Raw genomic sequence first — 18,755 nt, forward strand, 5'->3', positions numbered from 1 at the left:
ATTTGTTATTATCGATAAATCAATTAATAGGATCCTAACGATCCTCGCAGTTTAGTTTAGTTGTACATGGGCGCTCTCGAACAGGATATTCAAACACAGTTACAGCAGCTGAAAACTCAGTTGGAACAGGTTCGTTTGACACACAGGGACACTTCGTTCAAATTTAAACGAGAACATACTGTCCTAAAACGGATCGTCACATCATTAAGCTTGGCGTGTCAGGGCAATGATCATCAGCTAAATATTAATTTATCGGATCTTCGTGAAGCTCTAGAGCAACAAAAAGACGTAAGCACGCTCATACCTCGCTTAGCCGTATTGGAGCGCATGTTGAAGCAACAAACTTTGGTTATGGAAAAAGAAAACTCTCATTTGGACTCTCAAATCAAACATTGTGGGGAAACATTACTTCGCGTTGCTGGCCTACCCGCCAAACTTAAGCGTGATTTGCGTGATCTGCTCAGTTTTTCAGAAGCTCAGCCTAAAGCCGAACAAGCGATTCAACTGCTTGGGATTTATGAACGTGCAATCAAAATAATAACAGCGAATCCGAATACGGCCATCAGCGAGCTGCATGTCGCGGATAGAGAGCTATTGACCAAGCTATCCGATGAACTGCAACACCTGATCACTGAATTGGATTTTGAAGGTGAATCAGGGGAACTACTGGTAGATATTCGTGCCAAGCTGTTGATTGGCGTATCGACATCAACGCTCTTAGAGTTGACGTTAGAGGTTCTAAAACTGGTGATTGATGGCACCAACAGTGAGCGAAAAACATCTGAGAAGTTTTTAGAACAGGTCAACTCATCACTCACAAAACACATTAAAAGTAGCACTCACAACGCAGACCAAAGCCAGAGTTACTTTGAACATCGCCAAGAGATGAATGCTGAACTCGCCGCTTTGATTACCCAAAGCCAAACCCTAATCAAAGATTCTGTGGCGATTGACGATCTTAAGCTCTCCGTTTCACCTATATTATGCGAAATGGCGTCACTTTCTGAACGCTTAAGTCATGCAGAGCAACGCGATCAGGCACTGATTGAACGCTTAAATTATGGCAAAAATCAAATGGAAGCTCTGTTTGAGCTCACCCAAGATTATCGCCGTCGATTGGAAGATCAGTCTCAGCGCTTGCTGCTTGATCCACTGACAAAAGTCTATAATCGCACGGCCTTTAATGACCACCTTGAGCTGGAATATCGGCGCTGGATAAGAGCTCAACACACTTTCCGAATCGTAATCTTTGATATTGATAAGTTCAAAACTATCAACGATAGCTTTGGCTATACGGCAGGTGATAAAGCCCTTAAAATTATTGCCCGAACCATATCCAAAGAAGCATCCGATACGGATACCGTGGCACGTTTCTCTGGTGAAGAATTTATTATTTTACTTCCCGATCAAGAAGATAATCACTGTTTCAAGGTGGTAAAAAACATTCAACGTCATGTATCGAGGCTCCCTTTCAAGTTCAGAGACAAGAGTATTACGATTACACTTTCAGCCGCGAGTACCTGTTTTAAAGACTCCGATACGCCAGAGGAAGTACTTGAACGTTTACGCCGCTCGTTACTAGAAGCCAAGAGTTTCGGCCCTAACCAAGTGGTTTGGAAATAAACACAAGTCCAGATCGGATGTAGACAAAATAAACCCATTCAAATAGCGGCCTTAACTGGTCGCTATTTGAACAAAACCAAACTAAAGTGTGCTGAACATCACACTCTGCTTGCATAAACATTTCCTAACAATCGAGAAAAGAACTAGATTGATACTGTAATTTCAATCAGTTATGTCGTCCTATCGCACATCCGCCACTAAACGAACCATGACCTATACTCCATACTAAGCGGGTATATATAAAAACCAACTTTAGTCGTAGCGTGGACATTTTCCTTACTTCTCAACTAAGGAGGCCAGTATGATTACTCATATCAGCCCTACAGGCAGCATGGATCTGCTTTCTCAACTTGAAGTTGAGCGTCTAAAAAAGACCGCGTCGAGCGATCTATATCAACTGTATCGCAACTGCACTTTGGCGGTACTAAACTCTGGTAGCCATACGGATAACTCAAAAGAACTTCTTGAAAAATATAAATCTTTTGATGTCACTGTCATGCGCCGTGAACGCGGTATCAAGCTAGAGCTGACGAATCCACCAGAACATGCCTTTGTTGATGGGCAGATCATTAAAGGAATTCAAGAACATCTGTTTTCGGTCCTACGCGATATCGTTTATGTCAACATGCATCTGGCGGATAATCAGCGCCTAAATCTTACCAACGCCATTCACATCACCAACTTAGTGTTTGGTATTTTGCGTAATGCCAGTGCCTTGGTTCCCGGTCTTGAACCTAACTTAGTGGTTTGTTGGGGTGGACACTCTATCAACCCTACTGAGTACCAATATACGCGGGAAGTGGGCCATGAACTGGGCTTGCGTGAACTGAACATTTGTACAGGCTGCGGACCAGGCGCTATGGAAGGGCCAATGAAAGGGGCCGCCATTGGACACGCTAAACAACGCTATACCGCACAACGCTATCTTGGCTTAACCGAACCATCGATCATTGCCGCCGAGCCACCGAATCCGATTGTGAACGAATTGGTGATTATGCCGGATATCGAAAAACGCCTAGAAGCTTTTGTACGAATGGCGCACGGCATCATTATTTTCCCCGGTGGAGCAGGAACAGCGGAAGAACTGCTGTACATTTTGGGTATCATGATGCACCCAGATAACGCAAGCCAACCAATGCCAATTGTACTGACTGGTCCAAAAGAGAGCGAAGCCTACTTCCGTTCAATCGACACATTCATTGCCGAAACATTAGGTGAAAAAGCACGCCAGCATTATCAAATCGTCATTGATGATCCAGAAAAAGCGGCGCGTATCATGAGCCAAGCGATGCCGCTGGTTCGTCAGCATCGTAAAGATAGCGGTGATGCTTATAGTTTCAACTGGTCCCTCAAAATCGAGCCTGAGTTCCAACTGCCTTTTGAACCGACTCACGACAGTATGGCCAACTTGGATTTACACCTAAACCAAAAACCAGAAGTACTCGCTGCTAACTTGCGTCGCGCCTTCTCTGGCATTGTCGCTGGTAATGTGAAAGCGGAAGGCATTCGAGAAATTGAACGTCACGGCCCATTCATCATTGATGGCGATGCCCAATTGATGAAAAAAATGGATCTATTGCTAAAAGACTTCGTTGCACAACACCGAATGAAGCTGCCCGGCGGCAGTGCTTATGAACCTTGCTATAAAATTGCAACCAATAACCATTAACCATTAACCATTAAAGGCAAAAATAACTTATGCCGGGGATGAGTGGCAATATTAAGTGAGATCATTACAATAAGGGCTTATTAAGCCCTTATTTTTTGGTCGTTATGTCTTTACACCTTGTCATCATTGATGCTTTGAATTTGATCCGTCGGGTGCACTCCGCACAACCCGATCCTAACGATATGGCAAGAACCATAGAGACAACCTCGCGCACCTTGCACCGTATCATCAATGAAGCTAAACCGACCCACATCATCGCCGTGTTTGATCATCACTTACAAGACCGGGGCTGGAGAGCACAACTTCTACCGACTTATAAGCAGAACCGGAAGCCGATGCCAGAAGCACTGCAACTTGGCTTAGACGCCATTCAGCAAGCATGGTGGGAATTAGGGATTGATTCACTGCTCTCGGAAGGTGATGAAGCCGATGATTTGGTGGCCACCTTAGCCACGAAAGTGGCAAGCCACGGTGAAAAAGTAACGATCATTTCAACCGATAAAGGCTACTGCCAACTGCTCTCCCCCACTTTACAAATTCGTGACTACTTTCAACATCGTTGGTTAGATCAACCCTTTATTGAACAGGAATTTGGCGTAAAGCCGAGCCAATTAACCGATTTTTGGGGATTAACGGGCATCAGTTCAAGCCAAGTTCCCGGCATTGCTGGCATTGGTCCCAAAGCAGCAAAAGAGATATTAACGCAATTTCCCGACATAGAAGCGGCCTACGCCAGTGCTGATTTGGCCAAGAAATACCGTAAAAAATTTGATGAGCAGATCGATATGGCGCGAGTCTGCAAACACATTGCCACACTAAAGAGCGATATAGAGCTCGGTTTTAATTTGCAAGACATTCGCTTTTCAGCGCAAGTATCCCATCCAGAATAGCAAAACGCTCCTAGAAAGGAGCGTTAAATTAACCTATTGGAGCATTAGTGCGGAGAGATGTTCGACAAGCATTGAACATGCACTGTGATCTCTTCACGATCATGATACAAATGCTTTGCCTGCATGCGGAACTTTACATCATTTTTAATCAGAAAAACTTTTAGGTTTTCAATATCTTGTAAAACTTCATCATAGCGCCCTTTCATTGGCAGCTTTAAGTTGAAGATGGCTTCTTTCGCCCAACCCTTGAGGATCCACTGCCCCATTAAATGCGCAACACGAGCTGGCTTTTCAATCATGTCACACACAATCCAAGTCACGTTCTTGCGTGGCGGCTCAAATTTAAAACCATCCTCGGCATGGTGTTTCACTTGTCCTGTGTCCATCAAACTTTCAGCCATTAGACCGTTGTCGATAGCATGAACAAACATCGAACGCTTCACCAGTTGGTAAGTCCAGCCCCCTGGGCATGCGCCCAAGTCTACCGCCCACATTCCCGGAGCCAAACGTTCATCCCACTCTTCACGAGGAATAAACACATGGAAAGCCTCTTCCAACTTCAGTGTGGAACGACTTGGCGCATCGGCTGGGAATTTCAAACGAGGAATACCCATGAAAAAAGGCGAGTTATTGTTGGTGTACGAATACCCGACGAAGCAGTGGCCGGGTTGAATAAAACAGACATGTAGCACAGGTCTCTTCGCCGACTCTTTGTTAGATAGAATCCCCTTGCCACGTAACGCTTGACGCAATGGCACGGTAAACTTACGACAAAATTTGAGCAACTCTTTCGCTTCATTGGTATCTGGCGTTTCAATGCGAATGTCACCACAACGCGGAAAACCCTCAAGTTCGGCGAGTTCAGATAAGATAGGCGAAATACGATCATCTTTAGGTAAATCGCTAAATTCCGCCGCTACCGCAAACATCTGACGAGCAAAAATAAGCGATTGGAAATCGATCTCTTTAATCAGCTTATCAGCATCACCGGCCTGATAGCACTCAAACAAAACGTAACCCGTATTGTTTTTCAAACGAGGAAAACCAAAAACCTCTAGCTTAGTCGCTTTATCTTGGATCTCTCCGGCACACTCTTTTTCAAAGCCTGCACGACAATAGAGCATTACGTGTTTCACTGGTCCACCTCTTGAATATTAAGTGCTGCATAGCCAAACACTCCCCACCCTAGCATAAAGAACACGCCACCAAATGGCGTGATCGGGCCAAACCACTTGATGCCCGTGAGTGCTAAAGCGTAAAGACTGCCGCTAAAACAAAGGACGCCGATGATAAAGCAAATTGCCGCAATGAAAAAATATTTTTGTGCTTTCGATCCCAAACGACAACGCAGCAAAATACCACACGCTAATATGGCTAAAGCGTGAATCGATTGGTACTGCACTCCCGTTTCAAACACCGAAAGCAAGTAAGGGGTTAAATACGCTTTTAGGCCGTGCGCCGCAAAAGCACCTAGAGCGACACCAACGCCCGCCATAAAAGCCGCGATAGTGAGCAATAACTTACTCTTCATCTAACAATACCTCTTGTTCCCTTCTGGCTTTTTTGAGCATCCAATCACGGAAAGTGGCGATGCGCCCCATATCGGCCTGCTTCTCGTGACAGACCACATAGAAAGCATTTTTAGTCATCAGCACTTCGTCAAAAGGCGCAATCAAGCGACCCGCTTCCAGCTCTGGCTGAGCTAACACGTTATTCCCCAGTGCGATACCTTGCCCATGCGCCGCCGCTTGCAGCACCATGGTCGAATGGCTAAAGATGGGGCCGTGGTTGACATTCACCCCTTCAAGATCGTTCTCTTTGGCAAACTGTTTCCAATCTTTACGTGAAGTATCGTGTAGCAGAGTATGGCGTGTTAGATCGTCCAGTGTTTCTAAAGGCTTAGGGCCTAACAGCAGTGAAGGAGAACAAAGCGGGATCAAAAACTCTTGATACAACTTATCCGCGCGTAAACCAGGCCAGTTACCTCGTCCATAATAAATCGCCACATCCACATCATCGGTTAACGAACCTTCATCCATATCAACCGCTTTGATACGCACATCAATATCCGGCTCTTGCTGGTTAAAATCGGCCAGACGTGGCACGAGCCACTGAATCGCAAAACTCGGCGGTAAACTAATGGTTAATGCCCCTTTCTCACTGCGCTCTAGTACCTTATCGGTGGCTTCAGAGAGTGCGGTGAAGATATCTTTAATGTCGAGAAAGTAACTTTGCCCTTCTTCTGTCAATAGCAGAGAACGATTACGACGGCGAAATAGCTTTAACCCTAAAAATTCCTCTAACGCTTTGATTTGATGACTGACTGCGGCTTGTGTCACAAATAGCTCTTCCGCAGCGCGAGTAAAACTCAGCTGGCGAGCTGCCGCTTCAAACACTTTCAGCGAGTTTAATGGTGGCAATCTTCTGGACATAGGTACACTCAAAAATTAGATTAGTTTTTTTAATCTGAAACATTATAAATTGTCCATTGCCGAGCGGCTAGAGAAATTCTATATTTCACCCCGCAACAAGGCCTGAACGGCTTGATTCAGTTATGAATCAATTGGCTTTTGTTGCGATGTTGTGTTTGCAAACTCGTATTTCGAGTGAGGTAGAATTCTACCATCCTGTTTTGTGCAGTTATCCCCTGCACCAAAACATATACTTCCTGTATTTATTGTTTGACCTGTCTGTCAAATTCTTTAGCACCGCCCTTGGGCGGTGTTTTTTTATGTCTGTGATTAAGTCGGAGCCATAAAAAAACCGCTCACGAAAACGTGAGCGGTCGATTCTGTATCGAGATAACGATTAAGGTCGATATACCTTGATGTTGTTAAAGCCTTGCTCTTTCAAATACAAAGCTTGAAGCCGGCTCATCACACCGCGCGCACAATATAAGAGATATGTTTTCGATTGATCCAAATCGCCAAACTGAGTCGATAACTTGTAGAAAGGCAAATGTTTTACTTCCACACCTTCAATCAGCAGTGGCTTGTCATCTTCTTCATCTGGGCTACGAATATCAAGTACCACCGCATCTTTTTCGATAGCGGTCACTTGTTCAACTTCAGGTGCTTGCTCTTGGCTCTCTTTCTCAATATCACGAATATCCATTTGACGAGCGTTGTAAACTACGTGCTCTAGGATTGAGAAATCAAACTTCGCTTCTTCGGCTTCTAATTTCGCTTTCACCGCTTTAACTGTTGGGCTTTTTGAAATAACCCCACAGTATTCTGGCATCGTTTTGGCGAAATCTTCTGTTCCAATCTCACGCGCCACTTTAATAATCTCTTCTTTGTCCCAGTTGATGAGAGGACGCAAAATTAGAGTATCTGTCACACCATCAATATGACGAAGATTAGTTAGAGTTTGGCTCGAAACTTGACCCAACGCTTCTCCGGTCACTAAAGCTTCAATATTTAACTTATGAGCTATCATGCCTGCGGCGCGCATAAACATACGTTTTAGCACCACACCCATTTGACCATCGTCTACTTTTTCTAAGATTTCAGCCACCACAGGCTCGAAATCGACCGAGATAAAACGCACTTTGGCTGAAGAACCGTATTTATTCCACAAATAATGGGCCACTTGCTTTACACCAATTTCATGCGCAGGGCCGCCTAAATTGAAGAAGCAATAATGCACTTTTGAGCCACGTTTGATGTGTAAATAGCTTGATACACCCGAGTCAAAACCACCAGAAATCAAACTCAATAAATCTTCTTGAGTGCCAAGAGGGAAACCACCTAAACCTTTATAACGGGCAATCACTTGATTGAGCAATTCATCGGCTATTTCAATATTGATGGTAACGTCCGGGTTTTTAAGTTGAACTTTTGCACTCTCAACTGCTTGGTTTAAACCACCACCAACATAACGCTCAACATCGATTGAGGTAAAATCATGCTTTCCTCGACGCTTAGCACGCACGACAAAAGTTTTTCCTTCGATGTTATTACGGCTGAGTGCTAACACTTGCTCGTAAATGTCATGCATATCCTTAAACTCAGATTGCTGCACTTCGAGCACTTGCTGGATGCCAGGAGTATGAGTCAGAATTTCAAGGACTTCTTGATAGTATTGGTCACTTTGCGCAGCCACTTCAATGTGATCGCGACGGTTAAATACCGCGACTGACTCTGTTCTTCGTTTGATGATATTACGAATATTGGACTCTAAAATTTTTGTGAAGCGCTTGCGTACTGAGTCACTTTTAACAAAAATTTCCGGATGGGGCTTAACAATAAATTTCATAGTTCTATTCGCAATCTGATTGGGCAACGTGGTGAATCAATGGGCCGCATTCTGCTTGCTACTGATACACCGCTAAGGGCGCAGGATTATACACGAGGTGATAACCATAAAAAAGACGAGCCTTAGCGCTCGTCTATGTGTTTTTACATAATCCAACGTAACTTACTGAACGGATGGAACTTCATCACTGTACAGCGGTTCACCTTGCATGATACTGATTTCTACTCGGCGGTTGCGTGAACGTTCACTTTCCGTATCGTTAGAGCCGACTGGGTCGGTATCGGCCATACCACGCACCCTGAGTCGTTGATGAGAAAACCCACGAACCTTTTCCATCTCTTGCGCAACAGAAACCGCTCGTTGAGCCGAAAGATCCCAGTTTGAGCGATACAATTCAGAATCGACACTTTGATTGTCGGTATGGCCAGAAATACGCACAATGCCCGGCACATCTTTAACCAGATCGGCAATTTGACGAACCAATGGACGAAACTTAGGTTGTAGAAATGCAGAACCTTCGGGAAACGCACCTTTTTCACGAATACGGATCACCAATTGCTGACCTAAGTTTTCAACTTCAATTGCGCCTTGTTCGATTTCTCTTGCTAACGCTTTTTTGATGTCCTGTTCAACAATTTCCATCTCTTGCGACATAGATTCTGCTTGCTGTTGTTGCATTTCCGATTGAGTATTTTGATTATTCTGCGTTGAAGTTTCAGGGGATTGCCCCCCCGTCAATTGACCTTCTTCACGCTGAACACCACCCGCTCGATCTGAATCCCCTTCTTGAAACTCAAGTGTCTGCTGCGTGATATCAATGGTTTGTTGCATGATGACATCAATCGGTGTCGGCTCGGGGCGGCCTGGGCGAAACTCTTGTGCAATGATGCTTGTCCCTTTAGGAATGTCTTTCACTTCCAAACGATTTTGCACACCAAAAGCAAACTTCATCGAGCCCGCTATCTGTTTAAACTTCAGTACGTCCATCTCGGAAAAAGAGAGCAGTAGTACGAAGAAACACATCAACAGCGACATTAAATCGGCAAAGGTTCCCATCCACAACGGCAAGCCGGGAGGTGGGCATTTACAGCCTTCTTCATCATCCATTACAGGCTCCGTTATTCGCTATCAACATCTAAAACACGCTTGCCTTCATTGAGGTAGTTTTTCAGATAACTATCAATGACCCGTGGGTTTTGTCCATCCTGAATAGCCAGAACACCATCCATGATTAAACGGCGGTTAAGCTTTTCTTGATCTCGGCGCAAAGCGAGTTTGTCTGCAATCGGGAAAAAAATCATGTTCGAGAGAACAGCGCCGTACAAGGTAGTTAATAAGGCAACGGCCATGGCAGGACCAATTGATTTGGGGTCATCCATGTTAGACAGCATGGCAACCAAGCCCACCAAAGTACCGATCATGCCCATCGCTGGCGCTACGTCACCAAAAGCACGAAATACGCCAGTTCCCTGTGAATGACGCTCATCAGTCAATACAATGTCTTTTTGCAACGCAGAGCGCACCACGTCAGCATCATGGCCATCCACCAGCAAATCGATCCCCTTTTGCATGAAGCTATTGGTAATTTCCATCTCTTCTAATGCAAGAAAACCACCTTTCCGCGCCGCATCAGCCATTTCTACAATTTTCGCGATCAAATCTTCAGGTTCATCGGATTTGAACATAAATGCCTTACCTGCCACCTTGGCTGCACCGAAGAATTGTCCCATCGTGAACTTCATCAATACAACAAACATTGACCCACCCACTACGATCAAGATGGATGTGACGTCGAAGAACATCATTAGGCTTCCGCCTAAAATCATCGCCATGATAACGAAAGCGAGGCCTCCGATCAGGCCTATCAGCGTTGCTAAATCCACAAAGCACTCCTCATGCTGCTTACCTGCGATAATGAGTTTAAACTCGTTATCGGCAATAGATTCAAATCTTTAAGTAAATTATTGGATCATACCGAAATTCTCTCTATTCAGTTTATACCTAAACTGAGCAAAGATGCACTGTTGCCAGCACACTGATATGGCCAAGATTCTGAGTCACCGTCACTATTTCAGTAAATATCGGTCTGGTTGCTAAGTATCGTATTATTATTTTTATTATTTGTGATAGTGACAGTTCCAAAAGAGGGACTTTTCAGACAAAAATCGTTGGTTAAATTTGACCATCACTACGCCCTAAGGTAACTTTCGTGCATATTTACCAAGATAAAAAGATTATGGCGAGCAAGAAACCTGAAAATATGTCCTTCGAAGCGACAATCGAAGAACTTGATAGCTTAGTGGAACAGCTAGAAAATGGCGATTTAGCCTTAGATGATGCGCTAAAAAAATTCGAGCGCGGAATATCCCTTGCTCGTGCTGGACAAAGTAAGTTAAGTGAAGCGGAGCAGCGAGTCAGTATTTTGCTCAGTGCGAGCGATGACGCGCCACTCTCTGACTTTACTGAACTACCTGAGTAATAGGCATGTATTACTGATACATACTTATTACTGACTCATATTTATCGATCTCATCGCTCGCTATGTGACATGAACCTGTCAATTAAGTCACAGGGAAACGGTCGATCGTAACCTAGTAGATACCACAACTTAGTAGAAAGAGTGCCCTATGATTGAGGCTCTGAGCTCCTATCAGCAAAGAAATATTGACCAATTAAACCTTTGGTTAGGCCGTTTACCGCACCAAAAACAACCGTTGATTGACGCGATGCGCTACGGTTTGTTACTTGGCGGTAAAAGAGCTCGACCTTATTTGGTGTATATCACAGGGCAAATGCTTGGTTGTACGCCAGATGAACTCGATACCCCAGCCTGCGCAATAGAATGTATTCATGCTTATTCATTGATCCACGATGACCTTCCCGCGATGGACGACGATGAATTGCGTCGCGGTAAAGCCACTTGTCACATCGAATTTGACGAAGCCATCGCGATTTTAGCGGGCGATGCCCTGCAAACACTGGCCTTTACTATTTTGGCAGAAGGTCAACTCGCCGAACATGCGCAAGTCAACCGCATTAAGATGGTCCAAATGTTGGCTCAAGCTTCCGGTGCTCAAGGTATGTGTATAGGGCAAGCGTTGGATCTGCAAGCGGAAAATCGTCTGGTCTCAGTGCAGGAATTAGAAGAGATCCATCGCAATAAAACGGGAGCCTTGATGCGTTGTGCAATCCGTTTAGGTGCGCTTGCGGCTGGTGAAAAAGGGCTTGCGGTACTACCACAATTGGATCGCTATGCCGATGCCGTTGGTCTCGCATTCCAAGTTCAAGATGATATTTTGGATATCGTTAGCGATACCGAGACATTAGGTAAACCTCAAGGCTCGGATCAACAACTCAATAAAAGTACCTACCCAGCGCTGCTAGGGTTACAAGGTGCTATTGATAAAGCACAAAGTCTGTTACAGGAAGCTCTTCAAGCCTTGGAAGCAATACCCTACAATACAGAATCACTCGAAGAGTTCGCCCGATACGTCGTCGAGCGCAAGAACTAAACTATAAGCGCGCAAAATTATGACTCTTGATATTTCAAAATACCCAACACTGGCTTTAGCAAATACACCCGATGAACTGCGCAGTCTGCCGAAAGAGGTTCTGCCAACGTTGTGTGATGAATTAAGAAACTACCTTCTCAATTCCGTCAGTCAGTCGAGTGGCCACCTTGCGTCAGGCTTAGGCACGGTTGAATTAACGGTTGCCCTACACTACGTCTATAACACCCCTTTCGATCAGCTGATTTGGGATGTAGGCCACCAAGCTTACCCGCACAAAATATTAACTGGTCGCCGCGAGAAAATGTCGACCATTCGTCAAAAAGACGGTCTTCACCCTTTTCCTTGGCGTGAAGAAAGTGAATATGACACGCTCTCTGTTGGTCACTCGTCCACCTCAATCAGTGCCGCCTTAGGGATGGCGATCAGTGCAGGTAAAGAAGGGAAAAATCGCAAAGTGGTGGGCGTGATTGGTGATGGTGCTATCACCGCAGGCATGGCCTTTGAAGCAATGAACCATGCTGGCGACGTTCATCCGGATATGTTAGTCGTGCTCAACGACAACGAAATGTCGATCTCTGAAAACGTCGGCGCACTGAATAATCATTTAGCGCAACTGCTTTCCGGTAGCCTTTATACCTCGATCCGTGAAGGGGGCAAAAAAGTGCTCTCTGGCATACCGCCTATCAAAGAGCTGGTACGCCGCACAGAAGAGCACTTGAAAGGCATGGTCGTACCCGGCACCTTGTTTGAAGAGCTTGGATTTAACTATATCGGCCCAGTCGATGGCCATGATGTGATTGAACTTATCAAGACATTACGCAACATGCGCGAGCTCAAAGGCCCGCAGTTTTTGCACATCATGACCAAAAAAGGCAAAGGTTATGAGCCCGCCGAAAAAGATCCGATTGGTTACCATGGCGTTCCTAAATTTGACCCGAGCCACACTAGCCTGCCAAAAAGCAGCAATGCTAAACCTACTTTTTCTAAAATCTTTGGCGATTTTTTATGCGATATGGCCGCGCAAGATCCAAAATTAATGGCGATTACACCCGCGATGCGCGAAGGCTCTGGCATGGTTCGCTTTTCAAAAGAGTTCCCACAACAATATTTTGATGTGGCGATTGCTGAGCAACATGCCGTCACCCTTGCGACAGGTATGGCGATTGCGGGAGATCATCCGATAGTGGCGATCTACTCAACCTTTTTACAACGGGGTTATGATCAACTGATCCACGATGTTGCCATCATGAATTTACCGGTTATGTTTGCCATTGACCGCGCAGGGTTAGTCGGAGCTGATGGCCAAACTCACCAAGGTGCGTTTGATTTAAGCTTCATGCGCTGTATTCCCAACATGGTGATCATGGCACCCGCCGATGAAAATGAGTGCCGACAAATGCTCTATACCGGCCATAAACACACCGGGCCAAGCGCCGTGCGTTATCCTCGAGGCAATGGCATGGGAGTCGAAATTCAAACCCAATTTAGTGCGTTAGAGATTGGCAAAGGACGCATTATGCGCCAATGTGACACGGCTATCGCGAATGAAAAAATCGCGATCCTCAACTTTGGCACTTTCCTACCAAACGCGCTTGAAGCAGCCGATAAGCTAAATGCAACAGTGGCTGACATGCGATTTGTTAAGCCCCTTGATGAAACACTCATTCGCCAACTGGCTGCGCAACATGATGTGCTAGTGACCTTGGAAGAGAATGCGATTGCAGGTGGTGCGGGTGCTGGTGTCATTGAATTGATGATGAAAGAGAAAATCCTAAAACCGGTACTCAATCTAGGTTTGCCTGATCAATTCATCGCTCAAGGCACACAAGAAGAGCTGCATGCAGAATTAGGTTTAGATGCCAAAGGAATCGAGCGTTCCATTCAAGAATATTTAGCAAAGTAGCGAGCGTTTTATAAGCTGTCGGTTTTATGAACTGAAGGTTTTTATGAACCGAATAGCTCGATAAGCTACACCACTTTCAGTTACATCCCAATACTCAAAACCCTCGCATCGCGAGGGTTTTGTTTTTATATCGGCTGGCTCCACTCAAACTGAGTAAACAGCCTTTGCCATACCTCATCAAAACCAGCTTTAAGCACTAATGCTTGGCCAGTAAACGGATGAGTAAAACGTAATTCAGAGGCATGGAGCATCAGACGCTGCGCGTCATAATGATCGCGAAATAGGCGGTTGTGCTTGCCATCACCATGAGTGGTATCACCAATAATCGGATGACTCAAATGGTGCATATGACGACGCAACTGATGTTTACGGCCCGTTTGCGGCTTCATTTCCACCAAACAGTAGCGGCTGGTTGGGAAACGCCCGGTTGAATACGGCACTTCTACTGTCGCTAATGGTTGATAAGCGGTGATCGCTTCTTGGGCTTCTTTATCTTGTTTGGCAAACTTATCGGCAATTTTATCTAACTCGATTTTGAGTGGGTAATCAAGCACATCCCCTTGTTCAATCCAACCACGCACAATCGCATGGTACGTTTTTTCCATTTGATGGTTGGCAAACATCGGCATCATTTGCGCCGCCACTTCACTGGAGAGCGCAAACACGAGCACGCCAGAAGTTGGCCTATCTAATCGATGTAGGGGAAACACATGCTGGCCAATTTGATCGCGCAGCGTTTGCATCACAAATTGCGTTTCGTGTTTATCTAGCCATGAGCGATGCACCAGCATTCCTGCGGGTTTATTCACGGCGACCAAATCATCGTCCTGATACAGAATCTCTAACATGGTTGGCTTACCTCATCAATCAAACGTAGCAGCGCAATCACCTCAGCCAATTCCGCTTGATGTTGCCATGCCTCTTCAAAATAGGGAGTGAGCGAAAACCCTTGAGGAAGCTCTGCTTGCTGCTCAATTGCCAATAACATTTTGGGGATGAAAATCCACTGCAGCCACTGCTCCGGAGTGAGGGTATCGATGGAGAAAGGCTCTGTGCTCATCAATGCGCTTTCGCTTGGTGGCTGAGATTGCCAGCACTGAGTATTGCGTAGCTGAGTTTCTAATTGCTTCAACAGGTGGGTCAGTTCTGTGCTTACTGTCATTATTCACCAAGTTAATTTGCTAAGTGACCTTGAAAATGGGCTATAGAGTACCATTTATTGTTCAAAGAGAGTTATTGATCAAAAATAGTTATTCAAGAACACAAGTTAAGGCCACTTTATCCATGGATACCATTCATACGCTTAGCCAATTGCTCACCAATAGTGGTAGCCAATATCGGATCTTTGATTTAGGAAGACGCATCTGCCCGATTGAAAATACACACTTTTCTCAAGTAGAAAAAGGTCAACAACCGTATCCCTATCCATTGCAGCGTCATGCTCATCTTGCCATCGCGTATTGGAACCAAGCCCAACAACCTTGGATCTGGTTTCTTAAATTCTCTTTGGATGAACGCGGCCTACTCAAACAAGCTGAGATAGGTAACTTCATCAAGTTTGTACTTGAAGCGATGGGGTCACGTTTGCATCAAGACCTCAGCGATGAGCAGCAACAAAAGCTTGCCAATAATCCTTATACCTTTAAACCGAGCGACGACAAAATGGCGGTATTCCACAGCCAAATACGCGCCCAGTTGAACCTACCATCAAGCCAATATTATGAGCATGCACAACACTATTTTAGTGGGGATTTAGGCTGGGAAAACTGGCAGACGGTCGGCTTACAAGGCATTACTGATATTTGTGCTCGTTTAAGCAAAGAACAAAATAGCGTGTTATTAAGGAAAGCATTAAACCACCTCCCCGCTCAGCCTTTGTATGCCCTGCTGGGGGCGCTCGAACATAGTGCACCGTTGAATGATAAGTTGGCGCTGCGTTTGCAAGAGATGGCAATGTTGCACATCGAAAGCCACGAACCTGATCTGTTCTTACTCTCTGCCTTAGTACGAGCCTTATCAGGTGCGAATAATGCACTCACCGCGACCTTGGTTGAACGTATTCTGCAAAGCCCACGCTTGAGCCATCAAGAGATATTAATTGCCATTGCAGGGCGCTCGTGGCATGTATTGTCTAACCCATTGCTTGCCGAAACGTTTTTATTACGCTTGGCGCAAACAGGCAATCAAACCCTCTTTAACCAGCTCTTTGCTGATTTAGTGATGCTGCCAGAACTGCGAATGGTACTGCTGCCACTGCTGCATTCTAGCCCTTCGATCGAATTAGCCGATGCCTTAATTCGCTTACAGCAAGCGACCAAAACTCAATAACTGGAATGTTTATGCTAGGCGATCTATTGGCTATTTTATTACTCAGTTTGGGCTGCTTTCTTTTCTGGCAACAGCGTCGCCAAGCCGAATTAGCAAAAGCGGCGATCAGTCGAGAATGCGAACAACTCGACTTACAGCTGATCAGCGTTGCTTTTGGACGCCACAAATTCAAAACGCCAGAAGGACTCTGGCGTTGGCATACCGTTTATTGGTTTGAGTTTTCTGCACTAGGTGACGACTGCTACCAAGGTGAATTACAAATGATAGGCTTTAGGCCATCTGCTTTTCATTTGCCGCCTCATCGTATGTAAACTCAAATTCCCAATAAGGGCCAAAAACATCTTCTTTCTCACCCAACAGCTCAAAGCCGAGTTTTTTGAGTACCGCAATAGAGGCATGGTGGCCAATATTAGCAGTGGCTGTAATTTTTTGTCGTTGCAATTGGTAGGCCGCTTTAGGTAAAAAAGCCTTCAATGCCTCAGTTGCAATGCCTTTGCCCCAATACAATTTATCAAACAGAAAACCGAGTTCTGCTCGCTCTTCGTCAAGTTCAATGAACAAATGCCCCATGTATTCGCGGTTATAATTATCTAACACCGCCATTGCGTACAAATGAGGATCATGAAGCACTCGTTGAAAAAGCTGTTTTGCTGAAGCGACCGTTTTAGGGCCATTCATCTGTGCCCGATTTTTGGCGCAACAATTGAGCATCAAAAAATCAGACTCTAACGAATCGGTGTAAGGGAGAAGAAGTGTTCTTCTTGTTACGGTTGTCACGTACAATCCTTGTTAGCCGCAAAATAATACCGAAAGACTCAACTAGGCTCAGGGCAATACGCCTTAGCCCAGATAAAATCTGGTACTCTATTTTTGCAAAGAAGCCGAAAATTAAACCAACCGAACGATGAGGTAATTGATCTAGATTGTTTTTTTGTTGTTATTATTTTGCTGCACTTATCATATGAACTTTTTTTGAAGCAACAACACGCTAAAGCCAGAATGCAAGTAATAAGAAAAGCCTCAACACGCATGTGTCGAGGCTTAAAGTCTTACTCGCAGCAGTCCAGCTACTAAATTGTGTGCTCCATGCATCATCCATAATAGTGGCCAATTCTTCGGCTCATCCTGCATCGCCATCCTAGCGGTGTCCAAACTTTCCATGGTACTAACACTCCGGTCAATACTCATCACTTGTTCCTTGAGCGGTGTCCATAACATCATCCTGATGTTGTCCTGCCTTATCCACAAGGTGTCCATCGCCAATCCATGCAGCTCGCATCCTGCCAACTGTTGTATCCTTACGCTGTCCTAGCATCCTGCGTGGTTATTCTTCGTGAACAACCTTGTCTTCTTCCTGAAGAGACCAAACCCTGGTGCTTTGTAATTCCTTGTCAGAATCCTTCCGACAGGGTCCAATTTACTCGTTTGGCTTTAAGAAACAATCACCTAAAAATATCATTTTAAAAAAAACAACCTAAAGAAATAGATATATTAATTAAAAACAAATGGTTATAAAAAAATCACCACCAAACACTGCGCTAAACACTGTGATTTCTTACAAACAATGTGCGAGATCTCTTACAACACTTCGCCACTTTTGCTCTTGGTAAATAAAAGGTAAGATCACAGCAACTCACAAAAAGGACAACCTATGCTCACAAAAGATGTCACTCAAGAACTAGAAAACATCTTGACTCTCTTACAACAACAGGGAAAGGAACCGAGTGTGGCCTTAGTAAAGTCACGTCTTAGCACCTCAGTGCCAATGCCGGCCTTGATTGCAACCATCAAAAGTTGGAAAAATGCACACCGAGTTCCCAAAGTAGAAGTGAGCGTTAGTACGGAAAATAGCGCGAGCAAGGTAGCCGAACTTGAAACGCAACTAGCCGCTTTGTCAGCCCGAGTAGCAGCCCTAGAGGCACAACTAACCGAGAAGTAATTGAATGATGAAAATTTGGGTGGACGCCGATGCATGTCCGAAAGTAATTCGTGAAACCATTGTCCGCGCAGCCGAAAGGACGGGCGTTGAATGTACTTTTGTGGCCAATCATGTCGTTCCGATTCCGCAACGATCCAACATTCGTTCACTGCAAGTCCCCAGTGGTTTTGATGTTGCCGATAACGAAATCGTCAAACGGGTAGAAGTGGGCGATTTGGTAATTACTTCCGATATTCCGCTGGCCGATGAAGTGATAACCAAAGGTGGCTTGGCGCTCAATTCTCGTGGTGAGCTGTATACCAAAGAGACCATCAAGGCACGCCTCAATATTCGAGATTTTATGGACACAATGCGATCAAGCGGTATCCAAACTGGCGGACCAAGTGCGCTTTCTCAAACAGAACGGCGCGAATTTGCCAACCATTTGGATCGCATTTTGGCTAAAGCGAACAAATAACCACGTTTTGACGGTTGGACAATCACTAGCCTGTCCAACCGTTTCTCTTCATTAGCGCTGAACCGCCTTAAATCTTGGATTGGTTTTACAAATTACATATAAACGACCGCGTCTTTTGACGATTTGACAATCTGGATGACGTGATTTTGCGCTTTTTAATGAACTTAATACTTTCAT

Annotated in this window: 20 protein-coding genes; 10 read left to right on the forward strand and 10 right to left on the reverse strand. The window is 45.0% G+C overall.

Features of this window, described 5'->3' with window-relative positions; genetic code table 11:
- The first annotated feature begins 66 nt into the window (after positions 1–66).
- From AACR75_RS04585 to xni, 3 genes are all read left to right on the forward strand, one after another.
- Positions 67–1,623: a GGDEF domain-containing protein gene (locus AACR75_RS04585; protein WP_047688888.1), complete on the forward strand. Its 1,557-nt coding sequence runs from the start codon at positions 67–69 to the stop codon at positions 1,621–1,623.
- 301 nt (positions 1,624–1,924) lie between these two features.
- On the forward strand, positions 1,925–3,292 hold the full coding sequence (gene ppnN / locus AACR75_RS04590) for a nucleotide 5'-monophosphate nucleosidase PpnN (RefSeq protein ID WP_017044198.1): 1,368 nt from the start codon (positions 1,925–1,927) through the stop codon (positions 3,290–3,292).
- A gap of 104 nt (positions 3,293–3,396) precedes the next feature.
- Positions 3,397–4,182, forward strand: a complete 786-nt coding sequence (xni, locus tag AACR75_RS04595; protein WP_047688891.1) for a flap endonuclease Xni — start codon at positions 3,397–3,399, stop codon at positions 4,180–4,182.
- 44 nt (positions 4,183–4,226) lie between these two features.
- Here xni and rlmM read toward each other — a convergent pair whose 3' ends face one another.
- The 6 genes from rlmM to pomA form a co-directional block, all read right to left on the reverse strand.
- Positions 4,227–5,318: a 23S rRNA (cytidine(2498)-2'-O)-methyltransferase RlmM gene (gene rlmM, locus AACR75_RS04600; protein WP_017045575.1), complete on the reverse strand. Its 1,092-nt coding sequence runs from the start codon at positions 5,316–5,318 to the stop codon at positions 4,227–4,229.
- A complete protein-coding gene (locus AACR75_RS04605) occupies positions 5,315–5,713 on the reverse strand; it encodes a DUF423 domain-containing protein (RefSeq protein WP_013857395.1) in 399 nt (132 codons plus the stop codon). The genes rlmM and AACR75_RS04605 overlap by 4 nt, the downstream gene beginning before the upstream one ends.
- The gene (locus AACR75_RS04610) at positions 5,703–6,614 is read right to left on the reverse strand and encodes a transcriptional regulator GcvA (protein ID WP_026027676.1); all 912 of its coding nucleotides are present in this window, start codon (positions 6,612–6,614) and stop codon (positions 5,703–5,705) included. Before AACR75_RS04610 ends, AACR75_RS04605 begins: the two co-directional genes overlap by 11 nt.
- A 376-nt stretch (positions 6,615–6,990) precedes the next feature.
- Positions 6,991–8,439: a tRNA uracil 4-sulfurtransferase ThiI gene (gene thiI / locus AACR75_RS04615; protein ID WP_026028114.1), complete on the reverse strand. Its 1,449-nt coding sequence runs from the start codon at positions 8,437–8,439 to the stop codon at positions 6,991–6,993.
- 162 nt (positions 8,440–8,601) lie between these two features.
- A complete protein-coding gene (locus AACR75_RS04620; RefSeq protein WP_017044193.1) occupies positions 8,602–9,546 on the reverse strand; it encodes a flagellar motor protein MotB in 945 nt (314 codons plus the stop codon).
- Positions 9,547–9,557: 11 nt separating this feature from the next.
- Positions 9,558–10,322: a flagellar motor protein PomA gene (gene pomA / locus AACR75_RS04625; RefSeq protein ID WP_013857399.1), complete on the reverse strand. Its 765-nt coding sequence runs from the start codon at positions 10,320–10,322 to the stop codon at positions 9,558–9,560.
- Positions 10,323–10,675: 353 nt separating this feature from the next.
- Between pomA and xseB the strand changes: the two genes are divergently transcribed.
- The 3 genes from xseB (at position 10,676) to dxs (ending at position 13,854) form a co-directional block, all read left to right on the forward strand.
- Entirely contained in the window at positions 10,676–10,918 is a 243-nt protein-coding gene (xseB, locus tag AACR75_RS04630; protein ID WP_010319093.1) for an exodeoxyribonuclease VII small subunit, read from the forward strand.
- 148 nt (positions 10,919–11,066) lie between these two features.
- The gene (ispA, locus tag AACR75_RS04635) at positions 11,067–11,951 is read left to right on the forward strand and encodes a (2E,6E)-farnesyl diphosphate synthase (RefSeq protein ID WP_013857402.1); all 885 of its coding nucleotides are present in this window, start codon (positions 11,067–11,069) and stop codon (positions 11,949–11,951) included.
- A gap of 19 nt (positions 11,952–11,970) precedes the next feature.
- Positions 11,971–13,854, forward strand: coding sequence for a 1-deoxy-D-xylulose-5-phosphate synthase (gene dxs, locus AACR75_RS04640; RefSeq protein WP_017049457.1), 1,884 nt, complete (start codon positions 11,971–11,973; stop codon positions 13,852–13,854).
- 125 nt (positions 13,855–13,979) lie between these two features.
- Here the strand turns inward: dxs and truC are convergent, their stop codons facing one another.
- Together truC and AACR75_RS04650 are read right to left on the reverse strand one after the other, a co-directional pair.
- Complete coding sequence (truC, locus tag AACR75_RS04645; protein WP_017045581.1) at positions 13,980–14,702, reverse strand: tRNA pseudouridine(65) synthase TruC; 723 nt, start codon at positions 14,700–14,702, stop codon at positions 13,980–13,982.
- Positions 14,696–15,016 carry a YqcC family protein gene (locus AACR75_RS04650; RefSeq protein WP_047688894.1) on the reverse strand — a complete coding sequence of 107 codons (321 nt, stop codon included), beginning with the start codon at positions 15,014–15,016 and terminating at the stop codon, positions 14,696–14,698. Before AACR75_RS04650 ends, truC begins: the two co-directional genes overlap by 7 nt.
- Positions 15,017–15,138: 122 nt before the next feature.
- Between AACR75_RS04650 and AACR75_RS04655 the strand changes: the two genes are divergently transcribed.
- Both AACR75_RS04655 and AACR75_RS04660 read left to right on the forward strand, forming a co-directional pair.
- Complete coding sequence (locus tag AACR75_RS04655) at positions 15,139–16,182, forward strand: DUF3549 family protein (protein ID WP_026028113.1); 1,044 nt, start codon at positions 15,139–15,141, stop codon at positions 16,180–16,182.
- An 11-nt stretch (positions 16,183–16,193) separates the two neighbouring features.
- Positions 16,194–16,493 carry a DUF3301 domain-containing protein gene (locus AACR75_RS04660; RefSeq protein ID WP_047688897.1) on the forward strand — a complete coding sequence of 100 codons (300 nt, stop codon included), beginning with the start codon at positions 16,194–16,196 and terminating at the stop codon, positions 16,491–16,493.
- On the opposite strand, the gene AACR75_RS04665 is transcribed toward AACR75_RS04660, so the two are convergent.
- Positions 16,453–16,965 carry a GNAT family N-acetyltransferase gene (locus tag AACR75_RS04665; protein ID WP_013857407.1) on the reverse strand — a complete coding sequence of 171 codons (513 nt, stop codon included), beginning with the start codon at positions 16,963–16,965 and terminating at the stop codon, positions 16,453–16,455. The two genes, AACR75_RS04660 and AACR75_RS04665, sit on opposite strands and share 41 nt — an antisense overlap.
- Positions 16,966–17,833: 868 nt before the next feature.
- Here AACR75_RS04665 and AACR75_RS04670 point away from each other — a divergent pair.
- Together AACR75_RS04670 and AACR75_RS04675 are read left to right on the forward strand one after the other, a co-directional pair.
- Positions 17,834–18,121 carry a hypothetical protein gene (locus AACR75_RS04670; protein WP_047688899.1) on the forward strand — a complete coding sequence of 96 codons (288 nt, stop codon included), beginning with the start codon at positions 17,834–17,836 and terminating at the stop codon, positions 18,119–18,121.
- Positions 18,122–18,128: 7 nt separating this feature from the next.
- Positions 18,129–18,578 (forward strand): YaiI/YqxD family protein, encoded by a 450-nt coding sequence (locus AACR75_RS04675; RefSeq protein ID WP_026027673.1) that lies wholly within the window; start codon positions 18,129–18,131, stop codon positions 18,576–18,578.
- A gap of 51 nt (positions 18,579–18,629) precedes the next feature.
- Here AACR75_RS04675 and ykgO read toward each other — a convergent pair whose 3' ends face one another.
- Positions 18,630–18,755, reverse strand: coding sequence for a type B 50S ribosomal protein L36 (ykgO, locus tag AACR75_RS04680; protein ID WP_010319082.1), 126 nt, complete (start codon positions 18,753–18,755; stop codon positions 18,630–18,632).

It is taken from the genome of Vibrio sp. ZOR0018, from assembly GCF_963865925.1.
Classification (GTDB): domain Bacteria; phylum Pseudomonadota; class Gammaproteobacteria; order Enterobacterales; family Vibrionaceae; genus Vibrio; species Vibrio anguillarum.